20 protein-coding genes are annotated in these 19,656 nt (G+C 41.5%); 11 read left to right on the forward strand and 9 right to left on the reverse strand.

Annotation, left to right across the window (positions count from 1 at the left end):
* Positions 1 to 28: 28 nt before the first annotated feature.
* The gene (gene astB / locus PSPO_RS16030) at positions 29 to 1,366 is read left to right on the forward strand and encodes an N-succinylarginine dihydrolase (protein WP_010559548.1); all 1,338 of its coding nucleotides are present in this window, start codon (positions 29 to 31) and stop codon (positions 1,364 to 1,366) included.
* Between the two features lie 69 nt (positions 1,367 to 1,435).
* Here the strand turns inward: astB and ppc are convergent, their stop codons facing one another.
* The gene (gene ppc / locus PSPO_RS16035; RefSeq protein WP_010559547.1) at positions 1,436 to 3,997 is read right to left on the reverse strand and encodes a phosphoenolpyruvate carboxylase; all 2,562 of its coding nucleotides are present in this window, start codon (positions 3,995 to 3,997) and stop codon (positions 1,436 to 1,438) included.
* 162 nt (positions 3,998 to 4,159) lie between these two features.
* Between ppc and PSPO_RS16040 the strand changes: the two genes are divergently transcribed.
* The 3 genes from PSPO_RS16040 (at position 4,160) to rimJ (ending at position 6,630) form a co-directional block, all read left to right on the forward strand.
* Positions 4,160 to 5,095: a LysR family transcriptional regulator gene (locus PSPO_RS16040; RefSeq protein WP_010559546.1), complete on the forward strand. Its 936-nt coding sequence runs from the start codon at positions 4,160 to 4,162 to the stop codon at positions 5,093 to 5,095.
* 72 nt (positions 5,096 to 5,167) lie between these two features.
* The gene (locus PSPO_RS16045; protein WP_010559545.1) at positions 5,168 to 6,082 is read left to right on the forward strand and encodes a hypothetical protein; all 915 of its coding nucleotides are present in this window, start codon (positions 5,168 to 5,170) and stop codon (positions 6,080 to 6,082) included.
* A complete protein-coding gene (rimJ, locus tag PSPO_RS16050) occupies positions 6,079 to 6,630 on the forward strand; it encodes a ribosomal protein S5-alanine N-acetyltransferase (protein ID WP_010559544.1) in 552 nt (183 codons plus the stop codon). The genes PSPO_RS16045 and rimJ overlap by 4 nt, the downstream gene beginning before the upstream one ends.
* A 3-nt stretch (positions 6,631 to 6,633) precedes the next feature.
* Here rimJ and PSPO_RS16055 read toward each other — a convergent pair whose 3' ends face one another.
* A complete protein-coding gene (locus tag PSPO_RS16055; RefSeq protein ID WP_010559543.1) occupies positions 6,634 to 7,038 on the reverse strand; it encodes a hypothetical protein in 405 nt (134 codons plus the stop codon).
* Positions 7,039 to 7,299: 261 nt separating this feature from the next.
* Here PSPO_RS16055 and PSPO_RS16060 point away from each other — a divergent pair, with 261 nt between their 5' ends.
* Complete coding sequence (locus tag PSPO_RS16060) at positions 7,300 to 7,848, forward strand: YbhB/YbcL family Raf kinase inhibitor-like protein (RefSeq protein ID WP_010559542.1); 549 nt, start codon at positions 7,300 to 7,302, stop codon at positions 7,846 to 7,848.
* A gap of 89 nt (positions 7,849 to 7,937) precedes the next feature.
* Here PSPO_RS16060 and PSPO_RS16065 read toward each other — a convergent pair whose 3' ends face one another.
* A complete protein-coding gene (locus PSPO_RS16065) occupies positions 7,938 to 9,233 on the reverse strand; it encodes an MDR family MFS transporter (protein WP_010559541.1) in 1,296 nt (431 codons plus the stop codon).
* 469 nt (positions 9,234 to 9,702) lie between these two features.
* On the opposite strand from PSPO_RS16065, the gene PSPO_RS16070 reads away from it, so the two are divergent.
* A complete protein-coding gene (locus PSPO_RS16070; protein WP_010559540.1) occupies positions 9,703 to 11,196 on the forward strand; it encodes an arylsulfatase in 1,494 nt (497 codons plus the stop codon).
* Between the two features lie 96 nt (positions 11,197 to 11,292).
* Here the strand turns inward: PSPO_RS16070 and PSPO_RS16075 are convergent, their stop codons facing one another.
* From PSPO_RS16075 to PSPO_RS16085, 3 genes are all read right to left on the reverse strand, one after another.
* Positions 11,293 to 11,598: a DUF1330 domain-containing protein gene (locus PSPO_RS16075; RefSeq protein WP_010559539.1), complete on the reverse strand. Its 306-nt coding sequence runs from the start codon at positions 11,596 to 11,598 to the stop codon at positions 11,293 to 11,295.
* Positions 11,599 to 11,643: 45 nt separating this feature from the next.
* Complete coding sequence (locus PSPO_RS16080; RefSeq protein ID WP_010559538.1) at positions 11,644 to 12,495, reverse strand: hypothetical protein; 852 nt, start codon at positions 12,493 to 12,495, stop codon at positions 11,644 to 11,646.
* Between the two features lie 67 nt (positions 12,496 to 12,562).
* Complete coding sequence (locus PSPO_RS16085; RefSeq protein WP_010559537.1) at positions 12,563 to 13,387, reverse strand: trypsin-like serine protease; 825 nt, start codon at positions 13,385 to 13,387, stop codon at positions 12,563 to 12,565.
* Between the two features lie 400 nt (positions 13,388 to 13,787).
* Here PSPO_RS16085 and PSPO_RS16090 point away from each other — a divergent pair, with 400 nt between their 5' ends.
* The 3 genes from PSPO_RS16090 to PSPO_RS16100 all read left to right on the forward strand — a co-directional run bounded on the left by PSPO_RS16090 (position 13,788) and on the right by PSPO_RS16100 (position 16,151).
* Complete coding sequence (locus PSPO_RS16090) at positions 13,788 to 14,954, forward strand: GGDEF domain-containing protein (RefSeq protein WP_010559536.1); 1,167 nt, start codon at positions 13,788 to 13,790, stop codon at positions 14,952 to 14,954.
* A gap of 430 nt (positions 14,955 to 15,384) precedes the next feature.
* Positions 15,385 to 15,819 carry a GNAT family N-acetyltransferase gene (locus PSPO_RS16095; protein ID WP_010559535.1) on the forward strand — a complete coding sequence of 145 codons (435 nt, stop codon included), beginning with the start codon at positions 15,385 to 15,387 and terminating at the stop codon, positions 15,817 to 15,819.
* Between the two features lie 23 nt (positions 15,820 to 15,842).
* The gene (locus PSPO_RS16100; protein ID WP_010559534.1) at positions 15,843 to 16,151 is read left to right on the forward strand and encodes a DUF6419 family natural product biosynthesis protein; all 309 of its coding nucleotides are present in this window, start codon (positions 15,843 to 15,845) and stop codon (positions 16,149 to 16,151) included.
* Here PSPO_RS16100 and PSPO_RS16105 read toward each other — a convergent pair whose 3' ends face one another.
* Entirely contained in the window at positions 16,152 to 16,679 is a 528-nt protein-coding gene (locus PSPO_RS16105) for a DUF2799 domain-containing protein (RefSeq protein ID WP_010559533.1), read from the reverse strand.
* 274 nt (positions 16,680 to 16,953) lie between these two features.
* On the opposite strand from PSPO_RS16105, the gene PSPO_RS16110 reads away from it, so the two are divergent.
* Positions 16,954 to 18,273 (forward strand): NAD(P)/FAD-dependent oxidoreductase, encoded by a 1,320-nt coding sequence (locus PSPO_RS16110; RefSeq protein WP_010559532.1) that lies wholly within the window; start codon positions 16,954 to 16,956, stop codon positions 18,271 to 18,273.
* Positions 18,274 to 18,373: 100 nt separating this feature from the next.
* Positions 18,374 to 18,625, forward strand: coding sequence for a DUF2999 family protein (locus tag PSPO_RS16115; RefSeq protein ID WP_010559531.1), 252 nt, complete (start codon positions 18,374 to 18,376; stop codon positions 18,623 to 18,625).
* A gap of 257 nt (positions 18,626 to 18,882) precedes the next feature.
* Here PSPO_RS16115 and PSPO_RS16120 read toward each other — a convergent pair whose 3' ends face one another.
* Entirely contained in the window at positions 18,883 to 19,209 is a 327-nt protein-coding gene (locus PSPO_RS16120) for an Imm58 family immunity protein (protein ID WP_010559530.1), read from the reverse strand.
* A 29-nt stretch (positions 19,210 to 19,238) separates the two neighbouring features.
* Entirely contained in the window at positions 19,239 to 19,637 is a 399-nt protein-coding gene (locus tag PSPO_RS16125) for a hypothetical protein (protein WP_010559529.1), read from the reverse strand.
* Between the last annotated feature and the right edge of the window lie 19 nt (positions 19,638 to 19,656).

Here is a 19,656-nt window from a genome sequence, read left to right on the forward strand (position 1 = left end):
TGCAACCTTGCACTAAAAGGATGCAAAGATGACAGTGTACGAAGTAAATTTTGATGGGTTGGTTGGTCCAACCCATAACTACAGCGGCTTATCGTTTGGTAACGTCGCATCTAAAAATAACGCAAAGCAAATCGCCAATCCGAAAAAAGCTGCGCTACAAGGCCTTGAAAAAATGCTGGCGATGACAAAGCTTGGCTTAAAGCAGGGTATTTTACCGCCTCAGGTTCGCCCAGATACTTACACATTACGAAAGTTGGGTTTCTCAGGTAGCGATAAAGACGTAATTACAAAAGCAGCCAAAAACGCGCCACAGTTTTTAAAAGCCTGTTATTCGGCGTCTTCAATGTGGTCGGCAAATGCGGCAACAGTATCGAACAGTTTGGATTGTGACGATGGCAAAGTGCACTTCACACCCGCCAATTTAAGTAACAAACTACACCGCGCCATAGAAGCTGAGCAAACAAGCCGTACCTTTAAAGCCATTTTTAATAATACAAAGTATTTTACCCATCATCAGCCACTTCCACATCATCCATTATTGGGCGATGAAGGAGCGGCAAATCACACCCGTTTAGCCAATTCTCATAGCAAAAAAGGACTATCGCTCTTTGTTTATGGTGAAGATGCGTTATCAGAAATCAAACCAAAGATTTACCCTGCAAGGCAAACCTTAGCTGCCAGCGAGGCCGTTGCTCGCGCACATGGTTTGAGCGAAGCAAATTGCTTATTTGTGCAGCAAAACCCAAATGTTATCGACCAAGGGGTATTTCATAATGACGTGATTGCGATTGGTAACGAAAATGTACTGCTTTACCATGAAATGGCATTTTATCAATGCGCACGCGCGGTTGATGCTATAAATGCAAAATACCAAGGTGATAAACCACTTCACTTAATTGAAGTCAGTAACGACTATGTGAGTGTTGAAGATGCAGTTTCAAGCTACATTTTTAACAGCCAGTTAATTACATTACCAAATGGCACTATGGCCATTGTGGCCCCCACTGAATGCCAAAATAACGATAAAGTGGCGACTTATCTTGCGACCCTTTGCGAGGCGAGTAATCCTATTTCTAAAGTGATCTATTTTGACTTGCAACAAAGCATGAAAAACGGTGGTGGCCCTGCGTGTTTGCGCCTTCGCGTACCACTTAATGAGTTGGAATTAAGCGCCGTTGCCCCTGAATGTTTAATGGATGAAGCGAAATACCACACCTTAACAGCCTGGGTTGAAAAGCATTATCGAGATGCGATTTCAGAAGATGATTTAGCCGACCCAAGCTTACTTGTAGAAAGCCAAACAGCCCTTGACGAACTAAGCCAAATTTTAAAGCTTGGTTCAATTTACCCATTTCAAATGGACTGAACGTGAGAAGAAACAAAAAGGCGAGGGTAACCTCGCCTTTTTTTTTGCACTAAATAGTTAGCATCGACATTACCCTGTATTTCGCATTCCCGTAGCAATACCTGCCATGGTGACCATAAGCACTTGCTCGCTTTCAGGGTGCTCAGGCTTATTGCGTAAGCGTTTTAACGCCTCAATTTGCAGTAAATGCAGAGGTACTAAATAAGGCTGACGCAATCTAAATGAGCTTAAGTTCCAAGGGTCACTCTCGAGCGTGTGAGCTTGGTTAAGCAAAGTCAGTACTGCTTGCTCATCTTGCTGTAATTGGCTGCGCAGTTGTTCTCCTAAACCTTGTAGCTCAGGTTCAACAAGGGCTGCGTCATAAAGTGCTGATAGCTCTGGATCGGACTTTAAATACACCATTTCAGTCAATGAAATACGGGCTTTAAAGTACGGCCAGTTTTCCAGCATTTCGTTCATCAGCGCGGCATTTTCTTGATAAAATGCTTTAATCGCCTGGCCTAGGCCCAACCAACTTGGTAAAACTAAACGGTTTTGGCTCCACGCAAATATCCATGGAATAGCGCGCAGTGATTCAATGCCACCATCTGAGCGGCGCTTGCTTGGGCGTGAGCCAAGTGGCAACGATGATAACTCTTGCTCTGGCGTTGCTTGACGGAAATAGCGCACAAAATTTGGTTCTTCGCGGATATAACCGCGGTAAATTTCACAACTAAGCGATGCCATGTTGTTCATAAGCTCTCGCCATGTTGCGGGTGGCACAGGTTTTGGGTGAATTAAGCTTTCTAAAATTGCACTGGCATACAAGTGTAAACTGCGCACAGCAAGGTTTGGCAAGCCAAACTTGTAGCGAATGGTTTCACCTTGTTCGGTGACACGTAAGCCACCATCGAGTGTGCCCGGCGGTTGTGATGCAATCGCATCGTGTGCAGGACCGCCCCCGCGACCAATGGTACCGCCACGGCCGTGGAATAATTTTAGCTCGACCTCAAATTGTTTAAATACTTGCACTAGAGCTTCTTGCGCTTGGTATTGCGCCCATGTGGCCGCTAACACACCGGCATCTTTTGCCGAATCACTGTAGCCTATCATTACATATTGCTGCTTTTTACAGCGCGTTAAATATTGCTCTATGTTTAGCAAGTCGCCCATGACTTTTGGCGCGTTGTTTAAATCATCCAATGTTTCAAAGAGCGGTGCAATGGGCATATCCCAACTAAACCCTGTCGCTTTCATCAACAGGTTTACCGCTAGTACATCGCTTACTTTACTCGCCATTGAGATAATATAAATACCCAGCACTTCGCGCGGTTGCTTAGCCACCATAGCAAAGGTATCGAGCACTTCTTGGGTGTTTTCACTCCAAGTGACATTCGGTAATAACGGGCGTGGGTTATTTATTTCGCCGAGTAAGAACTCAACACGGCGGGCTTCATCCCAAGTGGCGTAATCGCCTAAATCGAGCGCGCTAACAATCTCGCCAATGGCTTCATCGTGGCGTTCACTGTGCTGGCGAATGTCCAGTTTTACCAGTGAAATACCGAAACATTGCACCTTGCGAATTAAGTCGAGCACTTGTGAATTAGCAACGCGGGTAAGACCGACTGCTAATAAGCTGTTGCGGCATGCTTTTAATGGTGTAAGTAAATCTTCTGAAGATGAAATTGCACCTTTAGTTTTGCCATCACGCAATAGAGCGATTGATTCTTTAAGTTCGCTAATTAACTGTGTGATCACCGCGCGATATGGGCCAATACTATTAATATCCGCTTCAATTAAATCATCGGTTGCTTTGTGCATCGATAATTCTAAATAAAGTGATTCAAAGTCAGTTAAGTAGAGCTCTGTGGCAATTAATCGCGCTTGTAAAATGGCTTGTTTACTGAGTTTGGCGGTAACAAACGGGTTACCGTCTCTGTCGCCTGCCATCCAGCTGGCCATGGTAATAGGCACAATATCTTCAGCCAGCGGCTCGCCAATCAGGGTTTGTGAAAGCTCATCTAATTCGCGTACAAATTGTGGTACCGCATGCCATAAACTATCGGTAATGGCATGTAAGCCCCAACGCGATTCATCAAGCGGTGTGGGGCGCTGCTGCCTAATTTCATTGGTATGCCATGCTTGTTCAATGATTTCTTGCACACGTTCGCTCAGTGGTGCTTCACCTTTACTGAGTTCATCGGCCACTTCGTTGTATTTATGAATAAAGGTGCGGCGGTTAACTTCGGTTGGGTGCGCAGTTAGCACCAACTCGATATGTAGTTTTTTAAGCGCTTGTTTAAACGCGTTTGCATCAATACCGGTTAATTTTTCTGACAGTGAATCAAGCGGGTGCGGCAAATCAAGCTCTGCTAAGCCTTGCTCACTGGTGGTGTGTTGTTGCTCTGCCACATTAGCAAGGTTTAAAAACTGGCTAAATGCGCGGGCATGAATTAATAAATCTTGCTCGGTAGTATTTGCAAAAATTGTTTGTAGGTCTTCAACGGCATGGTTTTCACCTGCCACAATGCGCTTACCTAAAAGGCGTACCTCTTCAATTTTATCAACCCAACCATCGCCTTTGTCTTCGGCAATTGTTTGGCCAAGTACTTCACCTAAAGCACGCACATTATTTGATATGGTTTCTAACATAACTTCCTCATTCCCCAATACAAAGCATCACCACCTGCGTTGTTGTTTTGAGATGCAGGTTGTATTTTATGCATTTATAAGACAAAAATTAGTCTATGCGCGCAGTTAAATAAACGCTAATATATATTTTTATAAATATGTATAAATAAAAATCTATACCTTATGCGGCTACCCTCAGTTAGGCAGTTACAGCTTTTAAAAGCGCTCGAGCAACACAAAAGTATTTCTTTGGTGGCGCAGCAGTTACATGTATCGCAGCCCTCGGTATCGATTCAGTTAAAGCAATTAAGCGAAACGGTGGATATGCCGGTGTATCGCCAGCATGGCAAAACCATTGTGCTTACCGATGCAGGAAAAGCGCTACTAACATGCGCCAATGAGGTATTTACTAGCTTTCATAATTTGTCGGTATCGATTGATGAGCTTAAAAGCGTGACATCGGGCTCGCTTAATTTATGTGTAGTTTCAACTGCTAAGTATTTCTTGCCATTGATTTTAGGGGCGTTTTGTAAAAAACACCCAAAAGTCGATATCAATTTAAAAATAGGTAACCGCCAAGAAGTAAAAGAGCGCATAGAAGCCAACGAAGATGATTTTTACTTTTTTAGTCAGTGCCCTGAGCGCCCCGAAATTATTAAAACACCGTTACTCGATAACGAACTGGTGGTAATTGCTCCGGCAAGGCATGAATTGCATTTACAACAAGAAGTCAGCCTAAACCGTTTATCGCATTACCCATTTATAATGCGTGAAAAAGGTTCGGGTACGCGTAATTTAATTGAGCAATTTTGCAAAGAGCAACAATTAACCTTGAATGAAAAAATGACCATCGAAAGTAACGAAGCGATAAAATACGCTGTTGCCTCAGGTTTAGGCTTATCTATTTTAAGCCGTCATGCGCTCGATTATGGCGAAGTGCCGGGATTGGTAAAATTAGATGTAAAAGGGTTTCCTATTCGTAGTACGTGGTTTTTAGCTAAACGCCAAGACAGAAAGCAAAGTTTGCTTGCTAGTGCGTTTGAAGCCTTTATGAAAGAGCAAGGTGTGGCCATTTTAGAGCGCTCGCAAGTGAGTGCTAAAAGTGCATTATCAAGCTAGAGTTTTAGTGGTTTTTTCTGCTACTATCCGGCTCAGAATAAATAATTAGAATTAATGGATTTGAGGCAGTAGGTGTCTGAATTTGATAAGGAAAATAGTAATCCTTTTAGTGGATTAAGCACGGCGCAAAGTAAGCAGTTACATACTTGGTATCTTAACGAGATAAATACTCAATTAACAACGCTGCTAAAAGGTAGCCAGTCAGGCCAAATTTTAGAAAAAAAATTAAACCAAGCGCTTACCAAAGCAGCCAAACCTTTAGTAACTCAAACCACAAAGCACAGTACGCAGAATTTTAATTTCAAGATTAAAAATGGCAGTGTGCTACAAGAGCTTAAAGACACCCGCGATGTATTACAAAGCGCCCAACTGCGTATTGCTCAATTGCAAAAACAGCAGCTTGAAAAAGGCGAAAATGAACTTGCGTTAGAAGCCGAAGTGAGCCGTTTAAAAGCAGAGAACCGCAGTTATCGTAAGCGTTTAAGTAATTTGCTACAAAGCGCAGATAACCAAGGTGGCAGCTATTTAAAAGTACATTTTGTTGGGCGCATTTTTGTCCATGCGCTTAAATCAAGCTTTGCCGATTGGCAGCAAACCGAAAAAGGCAAAGCGTTTCAAAATAAAGATTTTTACAGCTTATTTCCACGCGTATTGTATCGCGGATTATTGAAAGAATTAGAGTTGCTTATTGGTCAAAGCGACTATTCTCGGATCAACCAAACTCTTTCTAATTATGTATATCAAACCAAAGGCGTACCTGTAGAAAACTGGCCTGATGAAGACCCAATTTATAACACACGACTCATAAACCAAAAGCAAAATGAACTATTGTTTACGCTTCGCACTCATCACGATAAGCGAAAGAACTTTGCTAATTACCTTGAGAAAAAGCTCGAAAAAACCGGTTTTACCCCAATGCATGGTCGGTTATTGGTTAATTTAATTCAGCATGCCACCGACAAACAGGCACTTGACCAAAGGCAATGATACTCAAAACCAAACGTACACTGATTGACGTGCCAAACAGTGATGATACTGAATCACTGCTCTCGTTTATTACCGAGAACAAAGCACACTTAGCACCGTGGGAGCCAACGCGCGATAAGCACTATTACACTAAAGTGAATGTGCAGAATCTAACTAATGGTTATCAAACGCACCTTAATAATCAAAGTGCGTATCATTTTGCCGCTTTTGATTTTGAGCGCCGCGAAATAATGGCAATGTGTAATTTTACTAATGTGGTGCGTGGGCCATTTCAAGCGTGCTATCTAGGTTATTGTGTTGCTGAAAAATATCAAGGGCAGGGCATTATGACTGAGGTAGTAGAGGCTGGGCTCGATTATGTCTTTAACGAGTTAAAGTTGCACCGTGTGATGGCAAACTATATGCCACATAATACAAAAAGTGCCCAGTTATTAACGCGTTTAGGTTTTGAAAAAGAAGGGCTGGCTAAACGCTATCTAAAAATAAGCGGCACATGGCAAGATCACGTTCTGACCGCCAAAATTAATCCTCACTTTATTGATGACTAAAGTTTACTTCCAAGGTGTTGCGGGGGCTTTTAGGTAATGGGTTATTAAATAACCCCATGGCAGAACGAGTGGTGTAAGAATCACCCCCATAGCACACGCAAGTACAAGCTCTTGTGCGTATTCATCTAGAGAGTGATTTAAATACATAGGTAAGGCATAAACTAAAAGCCAAAATACTTTCCAAACAAGCTCCAGTAAAAGTACTGGTAACATTTTAAGTGGGTACTTTACGCCGATCAGTGAGAGAAGACAAAACCCCATTAATATGGCATTTATAACAGTGTCTGAATCGGCAGATTGACCTGAACCAGAAACTATATCGGGCAAAGTGGTGACACCTAAACCAAACGCAATAAATGCATACATTACCCTTAACAGGAAAATTCTAACTTTACCGACTTCATCCATAATTTTAGTTTCCTAGTTTTTTATGCCGAATTTAGGTTACTTAATATCGTTATCTCAGTTTTATTTGTAACAGATATTTTATAATAGAACCATTACAGTTCTTGTGTAATTGGTTTAATTATAACAACAACGAAAATAGTAAAATTAACGCCTTGTTCCTTAAACTTACAAACCAGATAAAACATTCACCCACCTTAAAGCACTATGATTTTAAACGTGTTTATGATTAAGATGGGGCAACAATCAAAAAAGGGACAAATCATGTTGAAACAAATTATAGGCGGTACTTTATTGTTATCAGCCGCGCAACTTTGGGCTAACACCTTTACACTTACCAGTAATGATATTGCGAACGGTGAAATGCTTTCAACTAAGCATGTTTTTAATGGCTTTGGTTGTGAAGGGGAAAATATCTCGCCGCATTTAGCGTGGAGCGGTGCACCTAAAGAAACCAAAGCGTTTGCTGTTTTTGCCTATGATCCTGATGCGCCAACTGGCAGCGGCTGGTGGCATTGGCAGGTTACAGATCTACCCGCGAACACTTCTGAACTAGCTGCTGGTGCGGGCAATAGTTCAAGTTCAAAACTGCCAGAAGGTGCAGTACAAATTAATAACGATTTTGGGGTAAATGGCTTTGGTGGCGCGTGTCCACCAAAAGGGCATGGTATTCATCGTTATCAATTTACGGTGTTTGCGTTAGCAAAGCCGCTTGGTTTAAAAGAAAATACCAAAAGCGCGGTGGCAGGGTATATGGTGAATGCCAATACATTGGCAAAAGCAACGATTGAGGCGGTGTATAAACGCGATTAATTTATTTAAATTATTCAGTAAAAAGCCAGCATGTGAATGCTGGCTTTTTTGTTTTGATTGTAAAAAAACAAAACTTCAAACTAAAAAATTTACGCTGTTTTAGCCGTTTGTTCAGATGCAAGCTGCTCTGTGATAAATGCAGGGCGCTTTAATTTATCCATAATGAGGTAAAGTAAAAATACCACCACAGCAATAGCACTACACACTAAAAATAGGGTTCGCCCGTCATACATATCAAGTAGTAAGCCGCCGCCTATTGGCGCAAAGGCATAGCCTAAATCGTAAAATGCGGTTGCGCCAAAATATGCGCCGCGAAGGTTAGTTGGCGCAATGCGGTCAACATGTACGCTCATGGTAGGGAATAAAATGGCCTCGGCAAGGCTCATAATTACTACCGCACCTAACCAACCTGCAAAAAAGGTAAGTGGATTAAAAGCAAACCAGATTTGCGAGATGATAAGTAGTACCAAGCCAAAGCGAATACGTACTAAAATTGGCCGCGACGCCATTAGTTTAAGCAGTAAAAATTGGCAGGTAATGATCACTAACGCGTTGGTAAAGATCATTGATGAAATAAGTTCGAGCAAGTTATTTGCGCCCGCACGGGTGAGGTATTGCACCAGTGAACTATCCATTTGACCATAAATAAAAAAGCACAAAATGTTCGCCAAAATAAGGCACTGTAACAGTTTATCTTGTACTAGCACGCTGAAGGTTTGTTTAAAGCCCGTTTTAGTTTCAGGTGTTTCGGTGCTTGGCGTGCTTTGTGCGTCTTCTATATCCACTTTTGATTGGATTTTATCATGATGTTTAAACCCCCAGGTTAGTAACACAAGTAAAAAGGCAAAGGCGTAAACAGTAATAAAAAAGCTCGATTGCTCGCCAGTTAAGCCAAGCCAAACCCCTAGCATTGGGCCTACCGCACAACCAACATTAACTGCAAAATAGAGCGATTGCATCGCAAGTTCGCGAGTTGCTTTATCAACAATAATATCGCCGATTAAAGCCGATGCCAGCGGCCGCCAAAGTGAAGTGGCAATAGAGCAGAGCGTTATCACAATGGTAAACATTAAGATTGTGTCGGCGATGGCAAGTAAACTAAACGAGACAATATAAAGCACACCTGTGGCGTACATCATAGGCTTGCGACCAAGTTTATCTGAAAGGGTGCTGCCAACAAAACTGACAAACACCGAAATAACCGCAGCGAGCGACAATACCGAGCCGACTTCGGTTGCTGAAAGGGCAAACTTTTTATACAGAATCACTGCCAAAAATGGCCACACCATATAAAAGCTACCGCGCGTTATAAATGAGCCAAATAACATAATCCACATTAATGGCGGAAACTGCTTTAAGCGAGAAGTTGAAATATCACTGTTCATTATTTTGTTCTTATTGCTGTGAAAAATGGCATGCTAAAACCTCAAGTTTGGTTTAGGTCAAGCCGGTTTTTAATAAACCTTGCATTATTGTGCTGGTTATATTTAACGCGCAGGCTTATTGTTTCGCTCGAGCTCAGTGGATAACGTAAAATTACATGGGCAATGCTCAATACTTAATAATACGTGTTTAGCGGTTGTATCGCATTGGCTTTTTTTGAATAAAAAAACGTCAGCGGGTTAGTAGTAATACGTAGCGTAATTTACTGTGCTTGTTCCTTATTTTCTTGTAAGGTAGAAATTGAAAAATGCTTGTAAAGTGAGCATTTAATCTTGGTTAGTTACAAAAATGGTGTTTATTTTTGGATGTTAAACATCTGCCCATGCTGGCTTTTCGTAATCAAGGTTTGCTGTGTGAGTGCTTTTAAGAAACAAATTCAACTTATACTTCAATAATCTACAAGGAGAAGTAATGAAATTACCATTAGTCAGTGTGTTAGCTGGGCTACTTTCGTTGTCAGCCCATGCGAAAGACCCAAACGTTCTCGCCATTATGGTGGATGATGTGGCGCAGGTTTCTTTAAGTGCCTATTCACATGGCATGACCTACAACACCCCCAATATCGACCGAATTGCCAACGAAGGTGCCTTATTTACCGACCATTATGCCCAGCCAAGTTGTACCGCAGGGCGTGCTGCGTTTTTAATGGGGCAGTTACCAGTGCGCACAGGGCTGACAACTGTGGGTCAGCCCGGCAACCCTTTGGGCATTAAAGAAGCCGACCCAACGATTGCTGAGTTTTTAAAAGACAAAGGCTACATGACAGCGCAATTTGGTAAAAACCATTTAGGCGACCTTGATGAACACTTGCCAACGCGCCATGGTTTTGATGAGTTTTATGGCAATTTGTATCATCTGAATGTGTCAGAAGAGCCAGAGCAGGAAGATTACCCAAAAACTAAAGAGTTTAAGAAAAAATTTGGCCCGCGCGGTGTGATTGAAGCCTATGCAGATGGCCGCATCATTGATACAGGCCCGCTAACGCGTAAACGCATGGAAACATTTGATGAAGAAGTGTTGGCGCGTAGCCTAGATTTTATGGAGCGCGCGGTTAAAGCAGATAAACCTTTCTTTATTTGGCATGCGCCAAGCCGTATGCATGTTTACACGCGCTTGAAACCAGAGAGCCGTCATCTTGCGACTCATATTAGTTCTGAAGAAGATGTTTTTGGTAGTGGTTTATTAGAGCACGATGGTCATGTAGGGCAGCTTCTCGATAAACTCGATGAGCTAAAAATTGCCGACAATACGATTGTAATCTACACCACAGACAATGGCCCTGAGCAAAGTTCATGGCCTGATGCGGGTACAACCAAATTCCGCGGCGAAAAAATGACGACATGGGAAGGCGGTGTGCGTGTGCCGTTTATGGTGCGTTGGCCGAAAAAAATTCCAGCAGGGTTAAAGCTTAACGGTATTTCCTCGCATGAAGATGTATTCCCAACTATTGCTGCAGCAGTGGGTGAGAAAAACTTACGTAAAGCAATGGAAAAAGAGTTTAAAGTATATATCGATGGTGAAAACAACCTTGATTATTGGCGTGGCAAAAGCAAAAAATCTGCACGTAATCACTTCTTTTATTATTACGAGTCGCAGTTAACTGCAATTCGTGTAGGCCCTTGGAAAATGCACTTTGCATCAAAACCAGGTGGTCGTTATTACGAAGATTTGGTTACCCATACCATGCCTAAACTGTTTAACTTACGTAAAGATCCAATGGAACATTACGATGGCGTAACAGGCTTTCATCAAATCATGAAAAAGAGCTGGGTATTTCAACCAGCAATTGCGATGCTGACGGAGCATATTAAAACATTTGAAAAGTTCCCACCGCGCCAAGAAGCAGCGTCGCTAAATATTAATGAAGCGATTAAAAAAGCGAAATCGGTATCGACAACACGATAATCGAATAAACCCACTTGGCGTTTGCTAAGTGGGTTTACCTTTTCGATATAATCGTAATGCGCAAGTCTAGCGTGCGGTAAAAGTGACGGTTAGCAGTTATTCTCTCGCCTTTTCATAACCGGCAATAATCGTGGTATGCGCAACAGAAGAATCAAAATATTCGGCTTTTACCGCTAAGTACGAGTCGTCCGAGAAGAACCTATCAGCGTTTTGTTTTGTTGGAAACACAATGGTAAACACGCGATTAATCGGCACATCTACTGCGGACTTTAAAACCTCAGATACCACAAAGTCGTAACCAAACCCGCCGCCATACTGCTCAAGTATGGGCGTCATCGCATTTCGATACTGCGTATATATTTGGTTGTTAGTTACTTCTAATCCAACTAAATATTCGAACATCTAATAACTCCTTTTGCTATGGGCCGATAAAAAAATACGCGAATATCATAGCTGATGTTGGATAGATACAATGCGTATGTGCACGGGTTCCATCGCAGGTACTGTGTACTTTTCACGTTTCATTAAGGTAAGTGCACTTTGCCAATCTGCAATATTATTATTGTGAATACCGCTAATCAGCTTTGCTGTAATTTCTGTTGGTGTTGTGAACGGTGGGTTACTTTCAACTGTGGCAATAAAGCTGTCGAGATCGCTTTTGTCTTGGCTGTTCACCGTAATTTTAATGGCTTTCTCGTCGTTTGATTCGTAATATTCAAACCCCGATTTACTGCGAATGATCACTGCATTGCGATTTTTAATTTTTATCGCACCAATCACATCTTCTGGCATCATAAACGACTTAATTGTCAGTAATGTTGACCATGAAACTTGTTCATTTAAGTTTTTACGTAAGTCCTTTGGAGAGCTAGTGTCATAGTTGCATTTAATGCTTTCTGGTGACAAATCGAGCGATTCTTTTAATACAGTCACTATATCTGGCTGTTTAGTAACGTCGGTATGTTGTTGGTAAGTTTTGTGAGCGTATAGGTCGACTTTTTGCCACGTGTTTGCTTGTTCTTCCTCAGCGTAGTTGAACACTAACAATGGATGCAGGCCCAATAGGTCAACGGTAACTTGTTTATCATTTTTAAGCACAACGGGCGCGCCAAAACCGTTTGCGTTTATTTGCTTAAAGGGGGTTGCAGCGCCGGCTGAGTAGTTTTGCCACGTTGTTGCAGTGTGAGGTTGCTTGTTGAAGATTTCTTTCACTTTTAAGCATTTGGCGGTTAAATCAAAGGCCAAGCTAGTGTGAGTAGTCGTCAATAACGCTAGTGCTAAGATGTAATTTCGTTTCATAAGATCCCTCTTTTGTTTGAAATGTAAGGTGATACGGCACATTTATATGTGCCGTACTAGAGTTGTTTTATTTAATACTAATGTCGTTACAGACACGTGGCAAAATGTCTTCTGTTAACCCTGCAGGCAACTGCTTCAACTTGGCGTCTGAAAGCGCGTCTATATTCTTCCCATTTATAATCTTGTTTATCCAAGGCGCAAAAAATGATATTCGGCTGTAAACCTCACTAACACCGTATTTGCCAATGTTACCGCCCTCGACACGTGAACTAATACCATAAATAACGCCTGTATCATTTTGAAATGTGTATGCGGGGCCGCCGCTGTCACCACCACCGGATACGCCCTCAAGGGCCAGCGCGTTATCGCCTTTATCGAAGGTGAACTTTAACAGCGGACCTTGTGCCAATGCTACTTTGTTTTGTGCTTTGCGCATTTGGCCTTTGTTTTCAAAATTATCAACTGTTTGACCCGTTAGCCCATTTCCTGTGCCGCCGATACCAATAAACCACAGGTTTTTGTTTAACTCATCAGATTTTGTGTTGAGTGAGAAAGGCGTTACGCCTAAAACAGGTTGCTGTAATTCAATTAAGGCAATATCGTGGCTTTGCCCAGGAGTGTAATCTTTATGAACATAAACACGCTTAACCGTGTGGTGTTTTGCGTTAAGGCGTATTGAGGAGTTAGGCTTTACGCAAAATGTCGCATGGGCTGCTGTTAATACCCAAGTTGGCGCTATAAGCGTGCCGTGTGCGCCGTCAAAATAAAATGTTGCTAATTGAGGTAACTCAGTGCTTGGTACTTTGTATTGTGCATCAGCAACATCGTGCCTAATGATTATTGCTTGAGCGGAAACGGATATGCTTAAAAGTAAGGTTAACAGGTATTTCATTCGCGCTCCTTGCAAGTATTGCGTTACAAACAATGATTCAAATGCCGTTGTGCTTTTTACACTGTGTAAATGGCAGCAATCCCTGTGTAATTAGCTAGCTTTAACAATTTATAGTTGTACCAGATATTGCAACGTACTGCTACCGCTCAACTTTATCGCTTTTGTAAGAGATTGTAAGCTTGCGTTAAAGTGCATTTTATACTTAGCAAATTCTTGTATTCGAATACTTCTAGGGGTGTATTAAATTAAAGGCTAAGTGTTTAATTTCGGTACTATGTTTACTGGTTTTTATTGATCTAGAATAATCACGTAAATGTGCTCAACGGTTAAACTTGCTTCGAATTGATGATTATTGCGTCAACATTATTTGGCGTTGTAATAGACGTAAGTGAGACTAAGTATGAAGCCAACCGCACTAAGCGAGCCGTATAGTGACAAAAAAGAGCCCTTATCTAAGTTTAAATCGCTACAACTCAAAACCTACCTTCGTTTAGAAAACAATCCTCTCGTCGAGCTTATTTCATCGCATTCCCATTCAACTGATTTTACGCATAAACGGTCGGATTATATTCGTAGACGTTTATGGATTATGTGTTTGTTTTTCGCGTTTTCGGTGCCCTTATTTGGCTTTTTTGATTTTCTAACACTCCCGCAAGCACATGCACAAACCTTACTTGTGGCGCGTATTTCGCTCTCGGTGGCACTGTTTATTATGGCTTATCGCGTAAAACGCTCGTCTTCGGTGAGTTTAATAAAACATGTGATTGCACTGTCGTTTTTGTGCCCGTCGTTGTTTTATTTGTACATTATGCTGACGTTTAACAGCCTTGATAGTGTGCCGTTAATTTTCACCATGATGCCGTATTTAACATTGGCAATGATCGGGTTATTTCCACTGACTATTCGCGGTGGTGTGATTTTAATTAGCCTGATTTTTATTCCATTTATGCTCGTACAAGCGCACTTTTTTAACGGTGATTATTGGCATTTTTTTAATGGCGTTTGGCTATTTGGTTTGTTTGCCGGTATTAGCCTGTGGCTGCAAATTGCACAGCTTTCAATGTTGATGAATTTGTATCGTGAATCAACGGTTGATCCGCTAACAAAACTGATTAATCGGCGTGTCATGTTGCGTCGTATTGAACAACTTAAACAGCAAAATATTGGCTTTAGTGTGGTGATGTTTGACCTCGACCGCTTTAAACGAATTAACGATACCTATGGGCATCTTGCAGGCGATAATGTGTTAAAGGTGGCGTCGCACATTATTAAAAGCAAATTAACACGTAATGATATTGTTGCACGTTATGGCGGCGAAGAGTTTGTGGCAATTTTACCGAATACACAAACCAGACAAGCAATTAGATGTGCTGAGCAAATTGCATTGGCGCTAAAAGCTGAGCCGATAAAAATGAGTGATGAAAACAGCATTACAATCACATCGAGTATTGGTGTTACCCAATACCAACGTGGTGAAGCAATTGAAATGATGTTTAAACGTGTTGACGATTTGCTTTACGACGCCAAAGAACTTGGGCGAGACAGAGTAGTATCGGACATAACGTAACCCCACTGTTATTCGAAGGGTTACGTTACTAAGCAATTTATGCGTGTTGCGCTTTAATTGCTTTGGCGAGACTCAATAAGTCAAATCCTTTACCTATATCTAGCTGCATAAACGCCAATATTGCATGCATCACAACTAATATTTGTTGGTGTGCTTTTGGGTTATTTGCGATATCTGCTTTTGCTGCGGCTAAGCCATTTTGTTGATAGGTTTTTAACAGCCTAACGGAGTGCTCCTCACCAGTGAGTACTCTTGGTTTGGGTGTATAACCTAGTTCAGCAACATTAATGACTAATCATAGTTTCAGTTCCTGTTGCGTTGTTTGTCGTTACACTAACGTGGCAGATGTGAAAAAAGCGTGAAGGAAGATCGATTCAGATTTTTAAATTCTCTATACTGGCGGCAGTCTAAAGCCAAATAAGCAAGAACTATGTATACAATTGAAATTGGGCAACTTGAGCAAATGGTGCAAATCGAGCAGGCGATTCCTGAATTTTCATCGCCAAAAAAACTCGCCGATATTAAATTACGCCTTGCTGATAAACGCCATTTATTGCTTATCGCCTATCACGATGGCGAACCGATAGGTTATAAACTCGGTTATGCATTAAACGATACAACGTTTTACAGCTGGTTAGGTGCTGTGGTGCCAAATCATCGCGGTCAAGGTCTTGCTCAAAAAATGCTATTGCAGCAAGAGAGTTGGCTACAACAACATGGGTTTACTGCTGTTCAGGTAAAAACCATGAATCGTTTTCGTGCGATGTTGGCAATGCTTGTCAAAAACAACTATGCAATAATTGATCTTGAAAAAGCGCCAAGTTTTCAAGATCATAAAATTCGATTTGAAAAATTACTTGGCTAAAAAAAATATGCACGGAGGCAAAGATGTATAAAATCGTAATCGGGTTGGTAATAGCGCTTTCTTTAGTAGTTGGGGTGATTGCTGCTGCGGCGTTTACGCCAGCGCTTGGTTTTACCTTTTTGTTTTTGATATTTGCCGGTGTAATTGGCTATCAAGGCTATTTACTCTCTGCGTTGATGTTAGTATTTATTAACACATTAGCCATTTTGGCAAGTCCGGGCATCGCTGACGCCACGCTATCGTCGTTGGCAATGCTGGCAGGCATTTTTAGCGTGGCATTTGGTGGTGTGATGCTCGGTGTTAAAAAGCAGTTAGCACTTGGTTCATCGTAACTAAAATACGACTTGGTAAATGACTTGTGGAATGCGCAAACGATCAATTTCGCGTTCTAAATCACGAATATCATGGCGAATTTCGCGCTTAATATCATCGTTTGTTTCATTGCGATATTGCTCTTTTAGGCGGTATAAGCGGTCTTCTAGCTGTTTGATTTCCTCGTCGATATCATATTGTCGTTTACCTTTGTTGTAGTTTTTAACGAACGACTCGTTTAAACACACTCCGTTGTATGTTTGTCCGGCGCGACCAATGCGATAACCGTTTTCTGGCGTGCAGTACACTTGGTTGCCTTGTTCGTACCCTTGTTGCCATTTTTTGGTATTTACATCTATGTTTACTTCCGCGCAGGCTTGGCGGTATTCATTGACCCGGCTGCGCTTATAGCCGCTCTGACCGTCACTGTACCCGAGGTTATACCAATCAGCGGTTTTACATTTTTCTGGTGAAATAGCTGCGCAAGCGCTAAGTGATAAATAAATAACGGCGAGACTCGCTGTTTTATAAAGTGTTGATAAGGTCATAATCTTTCACAGTTTTGGGTAATTGTTTCAAACATAGAAAATACGCCATGAATATTAACTGAATACGCTGTCACGCGTACGACATATTTTGCAATACTTTATGGCTTTCACTTAGGTACGTTGCGGCGTAACATAAAGATATTGTGTCAGGTTATAATGACCTGAATGCCTGATGATACCCATTTTTATTGATTATGCGGCTCTGATAGCCAACCTAATAACCACGATAAAAATTTATGTATTCAGCTCTTTATAACTTTTAAAGGGCACAATTATGATTAACACACATCCTAATATCGTTATTATTGGCGGTGGCGCAGGCGGTCTTGAGCTTGCAAGTAAGTTAGGACAAAAATTAGGAAAGTCACAACGCGCAAACATTACGTTAATTGATAAAAACCGCACACACATATGGAAACCCTTGCTACACGAAGTAGCAACAGGCTCGCTCGACACCAGTTTAGATGGCGTGTCGTATTCAGCTCACGCAGCAACTCATGGTTTTCAATTCATTTTGGGCGAGTTTATAAAACTCGATACCAACGACCAAGCTATCAGTTTAAAACAACACAATGATGATAACGGCAAAGTATTATTGCCTGAACGCGCACTTCACTACGATAAACTCATTATTGCAATTGGCAGCATTAGTAATGATTTTAATACCCCAGGTGTTGCCGAACATTGCTACTTTCTGGACTCTCAACAGCAAGCAGAACGTTTTCAGCATGCGCTGCTAAATAGCTTTACGCGCGTTCATCAAAACTCAAGTGGTGAACAAAGCTCCCAGTCAAACTCACTTTCAATTGCTATTGTCGGTGGTGGCGCAACTGGAGTTGAGTTGAGCGCTGAACTTATTCATGTTTCTGGTTTGTTAAAGCACTATGGCTTAAGCGAATTTAAAAGTACGCAGTTACGCATTCATCTAATCGAAGCTGGGCCAACTATTTTACCCGCGCTGCCAAAACGCATCAGTGATGCAGCGAGGCGTGAACTACTCAATTTAGGCATTCAGGTGCTTGAAAATACACGTATTAGCGAAGCCAATCAGCATGGTTTTGTCACCGCTGAGGGCGAGGAGATTGCGGCTGATCTAATGCTGTGGGCAGCGGGTGTAAAAGTGGCTGATTTTATAAAAAGCATCGACGGACTAGAATTTAATCGCAGCAACCAAGTGCTGGTTGACCCGTATTTGCAAGCCAAAGGAGTAGAGCATGTTTATGTACTTGGGGATGCGTCGGCATGTGAGCAATCTGATGGTAGTTTTGTGCCGCCGCGTGCACAAGCAGCACATCAAATGGCAAGTAATTTAGCGGTTAATATTCTTGCAGAGCTTAATGGCAAAGCCAAAACACCGTTTAAGTACAAAGATCATGGCTCGCTAGTGAATTTATCGCGCTTTAGTGCGGTAGGCAGTTTAATGGGTAATTTAACCAATAACAGTATGTTTATTGAGGGCAAATTAGCACGCTTAATGTACGTGTCTTTGTATCGCATGCATCAAAATGCCATTCACGGACCTTTAAAAACTATGGCGCTTTGGCTGTGTGAAAAGCTAATGCGTAGCGTCAGGCCAAAAATGAAACTACATTAGAACAACAGCGCCGAGTCTATTAGATTTTTAGCTTGGTGATTAACAGCATGTTAATCACCTGCTACACTGCAACACAAATAATGTTATTCAAGGTAGTAGAATGAATCCAATTATTGCACTGTTAAAAGAAAACAACATTAGCGATGAGCGTATTAATGAAATTTTTCAGGTGCTTACTGAAAACCCAATGGCTGCAATGCTAACCATTAGTCAACTAGGCTTACCGCAAGATAAACTGCAACTAGTGATGGGGCAGGTGATGCAAAACCCTGCACTTATTAAAGAAGCGGTCGCAGAACTAGGCCTTGATTTTTCAAAGGTTGAAGCCGCAAAAGCGCAGCTTAACAAGTAACAGAACAGTACTTATCAGTGGTTTCATCGCTGAGTTAATAGCTATGCCCAATAGCAAACGAATAAAAGGCCAGAGTAATCTGGCCTTTTTAATTTATCTTGTATTTTGCTAAGACAAACTCAGTTTGAGAGTTGATGATTCTGGCGAATTAAATACCCAGTTAATGGGAATAATATTTATTATTTTAGAACAACACGTTAAAAAGTATTTCTTGGCAATGCTTAATATATCTAGCACTATGATTGCCAATAGACTGATTAAAATTGGGATTGTTTGATGGCGACCAGTTGGTTGTTGTTAAACGTAAATGTCGCAAACTCAGTGGTAATGGTATTGTCACTTTCGCTAATCAACATATTGGGCTCGGCTTGCCTGAGCAAATGAAGTATATCGCTTTTACTGTATTGCGCGCTGCCTTTCACGATTAACTTGCTTAAGTGGTCAATAGTGTGGTTTGCATCTTGATATGATTGACTTAAATAGGTGTAGCTTACACCTTGATCAATCACCACATAGAGCCAAAACAGGTTGCTTGTAAATAGCACGAACAAGGTTGTAAAAAACAGCACTTTCCATTTTTTCATAAACACGTCCTTATGGTGAAGTTTGTGGTTTATTGTGAGTTGGGTTTTACGGCCTCTGCATACCAAGTGAACTGGGTTGAATGCGTGATCACTTTACCGACCAGCCGATCATTGATGAGCTTTACCTTGTGCACTGGCATCCAAGAGTTGGCATGTTTAGTTACACCACAACCAATTAATAACAGCTCATTCCCAGCATTGATTAATTCGATTAAGGAAAAGTCGCACTCATAGCCATATTGGTCGTGATATTGCCCGCTAAGTTGTCCGTTTTGCTGAGTTAACTCAAAGTGTTTAGGGTATTTAATTTCACCAAAGTAAGTGTTTGGTGTTTCAACTTTAGTAACATGCCATTTGCCTATAAATGGGTTTGCATAAAGAGGGCTTGCAGCGAGTAATAGTGATGTAACGAGAAAGAAAAAACGCATGATTGTCCTTATTCAGCAT

It is taken from the genome of Pseudoalteromonas spongiae UST010723-006 (assembly GCF_000238255.3).
GTDB classification, from domain to species: Bacteria; Pseudomonadota; Gammaproteobacteria; order Enterobacterales; family Alteromonadaceae; genus Pseudoalteromonas; species Pseudoalteromonas spongiae.

What these genes read in the sequence shown, in the direction of transcription:
- astB (WP_010559548.1), top strand. Translation starts at nt 29, where the DNA reads ATGACAGTGTACGAAGTAAATTTTGATGGGTTGGTTGGTCCAACCCAT.
- ppc (WP_010559547.1), bottom strand. Translation starts at nt 3,997, where the DNA reads ATGTTAGAAACCATATCAAATAATGTGCGTGCTTTAGGTGAAGTACTT.
- PSPO_RS16040 (WP_010559546.1), top strand. Translation starts at nt 4,160, where the DNA reads ATGCGGCTACCCTCAGTTAGGCAGTTACAGCTTTTAAAAGCGCTCGAG.
- rimJ (WP_010559544.1), top strand. Translation starts at nt 6,079, where the DNA reads ATGATACTCAAAACCAAACGTACACTGATTGACGTGCCAAACAGTGAT.
- PSPO_RS16055 (WP_010559543.1), bottom strand. Translation starts at nt 7,038, where the DNA reads ATGGATGAAGTCGGTAAAGTTAGAATTTTCCTGTTAAGGGTAATGTAT.
- PSPO_RS16060 (WP_010559542.1), top strand. Translation starts at nt 7,300, where the DNA reads ATGTTGAAACAAATTATAGGCGGTACTTTATTGTTATCAGCCGCGCAA.
- PSPO_RS16065 (WP_010559541.1), bottom strand. Translation starts at nt 9,233, where the DNA reads ATGAACAGTGATATTTCAACTTCTCGCTTAAAGCAGTTTCCGCCATTA.
- PSPO_RS16070 (WP_010559540.1), top strand. Translation starts at nt 9,703, where the DNA reads ATGAAATTACCATTAGTCAGTGTGTTAGCTGGGCTACTTTCGTTGTCA.
- PSPO_RS16075 (WP_010559539.1), bottom strand. Translation starts at nt 11,598, where the DNA reads ATGTTCGAATATTTAGTTGGATTAGAAGTAACTAACAACCAAATATAT.
- PSPO_RS16080 (WP_010559538.1), bottom strand. Translation starts at nt 12,495, where the DNA reads ATGAAACGAAATTACATCTTAGCACTAGCGTTATTGACGACTACTCAC.
- PSPO_RS16085 (WP_010559537.1), bottom strand. Translation starts at nt 13,387, where the DNA reads ATGAAATACCTGTTAACCTTACTTTTAAGCATATCCGTTTCCGCTCAA.
- PSPO_RS16090 (WP_010559536.1), top strand. Translation starts at nt 13,788, where the DNA reads ATGAAGCCAACCGCACTAAGCGAGCCGTATAGTGACAAAAAAGAGCCC.
- PSPO_RS16095 (WP_010559535.1), top strand. Translation starts at nt 15,385, where the DNA reads ATGTATACAATTGAAATTGGGCAACTTGAGCAAATGGTGCAAATCGAG.
- PSPO_RS16100 (WP_010559534.1), top strand. Translation starts at nt 15,843, where the DNA reads ATGTATAAAATCGTAATCGGGTTGGTAATAGCGCTTTCTTTAGTAGTT.
- PSPO_RS16105 (WP_010559533.1), bottom strand. Translation starts at nt 16,679, where the DNA reads ATGACCTTATCAACACTTTATAAAACAGCGAGTCTCGCCGTTATTTAT.
- PSPO_RS16110 (WP_010559532.1), top strand. Translation starts at nt 16,954, where the DNA reads ATGATTAACACACATCCTAATATCGTTATTATTGGCGGTGGCGCAGGC.
- PSPO_RS16115 (WP_010559531.1), top strand. Translation starts at nt 18,374, where the DNA reads ATGAATCCAATTATTGCACTGTTAAAAGAAAACAACATTAGCGATGAG.
- PSPO_RS16120 (WP_010559530.1), bottom strand. Translation starts at nt 19,209, where the DNA reads ATGAAAAAATGGAAAGTGCTGTTTTTTACAACCTTGTTCGTGCTATTT.
- PSPO_RS16125 (WP_010559529.1), bottom strand. Translation starts at nt 19,637, where the DNA reads ATGCGTTTTTTCTTTCTCGTTACATCACTATTACTCGCTGCAAGCCCT.